Genomic DNA, 5,027 nt, shown 5'->3' with positions numbered 1-5,027 from the left:
TAGGACTTACGCATTTTGCCAAAATTAGCGCGTTTTGTGAGCATAAAACCGTTGAAAACGGTTGAAATGCGAACAAATAAGCGATAACCACGTAAGTCCTAATAAAGTTGCTACTTAGCGTAACGAAACTCTGCTCTGCCACGATAAGCTGCTAAACCATCTAACTCTTGCTCAATACGTAACAATTGGTTGTACTTAGAAACACGGTCAGAACGACACAAAGAACCCGTTTTAATTTGGCCAGCGGCAGTCGCAACGGCCAAATCAGCGATGGTTGAGTCTTCAGTTTCGCCAGAACGGTGAGAAATAACGGTGGTATAACCATTACTTTTTGCTAAATAAATGGCTTCTAAGGTTTCGGTTAGCGTACCGATTTGGTTATATTTGATTAAGATGGAGTTGGCAACACCTTCATCAATACCACGTTGTAAAATCTTCGGATTGGTCACAAATAAGTCATCACCAACTAATTGGACTTTTTCACCAATTTTGTCTGTTAAAACTTTCCAACCAGCCCAGTCAGATTCATCCAAACCATCTTCGATGGAAATAATTGGATATTGACGTGTTAAACCAGATAAATACTCAGCAAAACCTTCAGAGTCAAAAGACTTGCCTTCACCTTCTAAATGGTAACGGCCATCTTTATAAAACTCACTAGACGCACAGTCTAAAGCCAACATGACATCTTCACCAGCTTTATAGCCAGCTTTGTCAATAGCTTGCATAATCATTTGCAAGGCTTCTTCGTTAGTACGCAAGTTAGGGGCAAAACCACCTTCATCACCCACGGCTGTATTTAAACCTTGTGCTTTTAACACGCTTTTTAAAGCATGGAAAACTTCTGCACCACAACGTAAGGCTTCAGCAAAAGACGTAAAGCCAACAGGTTCAATCATAAACTCTTGAATATCAACGGTATTATCTGCATGCTCACCGCCATTGATAATGTTCATCATTGGGACTGGCATCGTGAAGATAGTTTGGTTGTTTAAGCCAGCAATGTATTCATACAACGGTACTTTTTTCTCGGCAGCAGCAGCACGCGCACAAGCCAAAGAAACTGCTAACATGGCGTTTGCACCCAAGTTGCTTTTGTTTTCTGTGCCATCTAAGGCAATCATGGCACGGTCAATTCCGCTTTGATCAAACACTGAACGGCCAACTAATAATTCACTAATACGGCTGTTGACGTTAGCAACAGCATTTAATACGCCTTTACCTAAATAACGTTTACCATCTTTATCGCGTAATTCTAAGGCTTCACGAGAGCCAGTCGATGCACCACTTGGTGCGCAACCACGTCCCATCACACCAGATTCTAAATATACATCAGCTTCAATGGTTGGGTTGCCACGAGAATCTAAAATTTCACGGGCGCGAATGTCGATAATTTGGCTCATTATCCAAACTCCTTAAGGTTAATCGCAAATAAAATTGTGTTTTATTTGCTAACTGCTATCAATGGGTATCTAATTCAGGGAAATTTTTTACTAAGTCATCAATCGCTTTGACTTGACTTAAAAAGCCTTCAAGTTGTGATAAACGTAAGGCGCAAGGACCATCACATTTGGCTTGTTCTGGATCAGGATGTGCTTCTAAAAATAAGCCTGCTAAACCAACTGCCATACCTGCACGTGCTAATTCTGTCACTTGTGCACGACGACCACCTGCTGCATTGGGCAAACCACCCGGCATTTGTAACGAATGAGTGACATCAAAAAAGACGGGATAGCCCATTTTTTTCATGGTGCCAAAGCCAAGCATATCAACGACTAAATTGTTATAACCAAAGCTACTGCCACGTTCACACAAAATGAGTTGATCATTACCCGCTTCATTACATTTTTGCAGGATATGTTTCATTTCTTGTGGGGCTAAGAATTGCGCTTTTTTGATATTAATAATCGCACCTGTTTTAGCCATCGCCACAACTAAATCGGTTTGGCGTGATAAAAATGCAGGTAATTGAATAATATCGCAAACTTCGGCAACAGGTTGTGCTTGGTAAGGTTCGTGAACGTCGGTGATAATGGGCACATTAAAAGTGCTTTTGATTTCTTGAAAAATCTTTAAACCTTCGTCTAAACCAGGCCCACGATAAGAGTTAACCGAAGAACGATTGGCTTTATCAAAAGAGGCTTTAAACACATAGGGAATGCCTAACTTTTGAGTGACCGTGACATAATGTTCACAAATACGCAAGGCTAAATCGCGCGATTCTAAAACATTCATGCCACCAAACAAGACAAACGGTAAATCATTGCCCATTTGAATATTATTCAATTGAATAATTTTTTGTGTCATCGTTATCTCCTTGCTTCATTATGACTCTTACTCACTAAGTGAGTAAGAGTTTAGCCCTAAGTTTAGGGCTATGTTATTATTTTTTAGCTTGCATAGCCGCAGCAATAAAGCTACTGAACAAAGGATGGCCACCACGCGGAGAACTTGTAAACTCTGGGTGGAATTGACAAGCTACAAACCAAGGATGATCAGCAATTTCAACCATTTCGACTAAACTATTATCCGCACTACGGCCAGAAACAATTAAGCCTGCCTGTGTTAAACGCTCAACATATTGATTGTTGACTTCATAACGGTGGCGATGACGCTCAATAATGGTATCTTGACCATAAATAGAACGTGCTTTGGTACTCGTTTGCAAATGACACTGTTGTGCGCCTAAACGCATTGTACCGCCTAAATTAGAGTCGGCATTACGGGTTTCGATTTCGCCATTTTCGTTAACCCATTCAGTAATCAAACCAATCACTGGATGTTGAAAATGCGGTTGTTTTTTAAACTCTGTTGAATATGCACCTTTTAAGCCAGCAACATGGCGTGCATATTCAATGACAGCTACTTGCATACCTAAACAAATACCCAAGTATGGCACTTTATTTTCGCGTGCATACTGAACAGCTAAGATTTTACCTTCTGTACCACGATCACCAAACCCCCCTGGCACTAAAATCGCATTAGCTTGTTTTAATCGGTCTGTACCTTCTTCTTCTAAGGATTCGGCATCAACATAATCAATTTTAACTTTAGTATGATGATGAATACCTGCGTGTAATAACGCTTCATTGAGTGATTTATAGGCATCTGGTAATTCTACATATTTACCAACCATCGCAATGGTTACTTCTTGAGTTGGGTGCAATAAACCATCAACAACTGCATCCCAATCGCTTAAATCGGCAGGTAAACATTTCCAACCAAAACGCTCTAAAATAAATTCGTCTAAGCCTTGCTCATGGAATTTACGGGGAATTTGGTAAATGGTTTGCGCATCTTCGGCTAAAATTACCGCACGTAATTCAACATTAGTCGAATTAGCAATTTTAGAACGAGATTCTTCAGAAATTGTATGGTCAGAGCGACATACTAAAATATCAGGTTGCAAACCAATCGAACGCAATTCTTTCACCGAATGCTGTGTTGGTTTGGTTTTGGTTTCGCCTGCGGAAGCAATATAAGGCACTAAGGTTAAGTGCATTAACAAAGAGCCTTGAAAGCCTAACTCAACACGCATCTGGCGTACTGCTTCCATAAAAGGCATGGCTTCGATGTCGCCTGCTGTACCACCAATTTCAATAATGGCAATATCGTAGCCTTTTGCGCCTTCACGAATACGATGTTTAATCATGTCGGTGATATGAGGAATAACTTGAACCGTTGCGCCTAAATAATCACCACGACGCTCTTTTTGGATAACATCAGAGTAAATACGACCACTGGTAAAGTTATTATTTTGCGTCATTTTAGCACGACGCAAAAAACGCTCGTAATAGCCTAAGTCAAGGTCGGTTTCTGCACCATCTTCGGTCACAAAAACTTCACCATGCTGATAAGGACTCATTGTACCAGGGTCAACATTAATATAAGGATCCATCTTGGTCATTGTGACCCGTAAGCCACGTGCCTCTAGTAAAGCGGCCATTGATGCGGCAGAAATACCTTTACCGAGTGAAGAAACAACACCACCTGTGACAAAAATATATTTAGTCATGAAAAACCTAGACTGCTTAAGCGATAGAGGGTTGAATTAGGCTAAGAATTGGCTAAAAAATAGCAACGATTAGCAAAGCCTAAAAATAATGGTGCGGATTCTATCAGGACAAGCGTTTTGTCTCAATAAAATAAAAAACCCGCGTAATGCGGGTTATATTAAAAAACATCCATGTATAGGCATAATCCATTGCCTAAAAATATCTTCCTAATTAAAACTTAGTTTCAATACCAACCGCTAAAATGTTAGTTTCAACATCATTAACAGCAGCTTTTTTGGTTTCTTCTTGCATGGTGTACCAAGCAAATGCACGAGTTTTAGAACTGAAGTTGTAGTCAGCACCAATAGTGGCTTGTGTTTTTTCGACGTTAGATGTAGCTGCTAAATTAGCAGTATCGTCTGCTTCTGCCATGCTGTATTGTGCTTTTAAAACAACATCACCTAATTTATAGGCAGTACCTAATAAATAAGCGGTTTCTGCATCTGTGCCATCAATTTTTTCACTGGTGGTATAAAGCAAGTTTGCTGTTAAATCAGCAATTTTGTAGGAGCCTACCAAACGAATGGTATCACTTTCACGACTGCTAAATAATGCAGAGCTGCCATTAATACCTAAATCAGCAGCTAACGCTAAATATAAGCCAGCTTCTTCATTATGATGAACAATAGATAAAGAATTGCCGTTAGTTGCTTTAGTAGCCGTATCTTGAGTTTGCGTCATCACACTAAATTGTGTATTCATCAGTTTTGGTGATTCATAACCAATCACATTATTGATACGGTTTTCACCTGCAATAGTAAATTGCATATCGGCTGCGAAATCATTAAACAAATCCACTTTGCCTTGGGCTAGTTTTAAATAGGTATCATATTTACCCATTTTGATTGTACCAAACTCCTGATGTTTGATACCTACAAAACGATTACGTTGTGTTAAGTCTAAACGATTACCATTAGAGATGGTCGATGTTGAGGTTGCCTTACCATCTTTACTGTCAGCTTTACCATCACC

General features: G+C 39.8%; 4 protein-coding genes. All 4 read right to left on the bottom strand.

Going from position 1 to position 5,027, the window contains the following annotated elements; translation table 11 throughout:
- Positions 1 to 110: 110 nt before the first annotated feature.
- Positions 111 to 1,403, bottom strand: a complete 1,293-nt coding sequence (eno, locus tag Q0212_RS08095; RefSeq protein WP_297924345.1) for a phosphopyruvate hydratase — start codon at positions 1,401 to 1,403, stop codon at positions 111 to 113.
- A 58-nt stretch (positions 1,404 to 1,461) separates the two neighbouring features.
- A complete protein-coding gene (gene kdsA, locus Q0212_RS08090) occupies positions 1,462 to 2,307 on the bottom strand; it encodes a 3-deoxy-8-phosphooctulonate synthase (RefSeq protein ID WP_297924343.1) in 846 nt (281 codons plus the stop codon).
- 76 nt (positions 2,308 to 2,383) lie between these two features.
- Complete coding sequence (locus Q0212_RS08085) at positions 2,384 to 4,015, bottom strand: CTP synthase (RefSeq protein WP_297924341.1); 1,632 nt, start codon at positions 4,013 to 4,015, stop codon at positions 2,384 to 2,386.
- A gap of 211 nt (positions 4,016 to 4,226) precedes the next feature.
- Positions 4,227 to 5,027 (bottom strand): porin (locus Q0212_RS08080; protein ID WP_297924339.1); only part of this gene is annotated, 801 nt, incomplete at its 5' end.

The organism is uncultured Agitococcus sp., from assembly GCF_937920075.1.
GTDB lineage: Bacteria > Pseudomonadota > Gammaproteobacteria > Pseudomonadales > Moraxellaceae > Agitococcus.
The sequence above is the reverse complement of the archived record's forward strand: the minus strand, read 5'-3'. Positions and strand labels throughout refer to the sequence as shown.

Coding starts and splice junctions, on each gene's coding strand:
- eno (WP_297924345.1), bottom strand. CDS start 1,403: ATGAGCCAAATTATCGACATTCGCGCCCGTGAAATTTTAGATTCTCGT.
- kdsA (WP_297924343.1), bottom strand. CDS start 2,307: ATGACACAAAAAATTATTCAATTGAATAATATTCAAATGGGCAATGAT.
- Q0212_RS08085 (WP_297924341.1), bottom strand. CDS start 4,015: ATGACTAAATATATTTTTGTCACAGGTGGTGTTGTTTCTTCACTCGGT.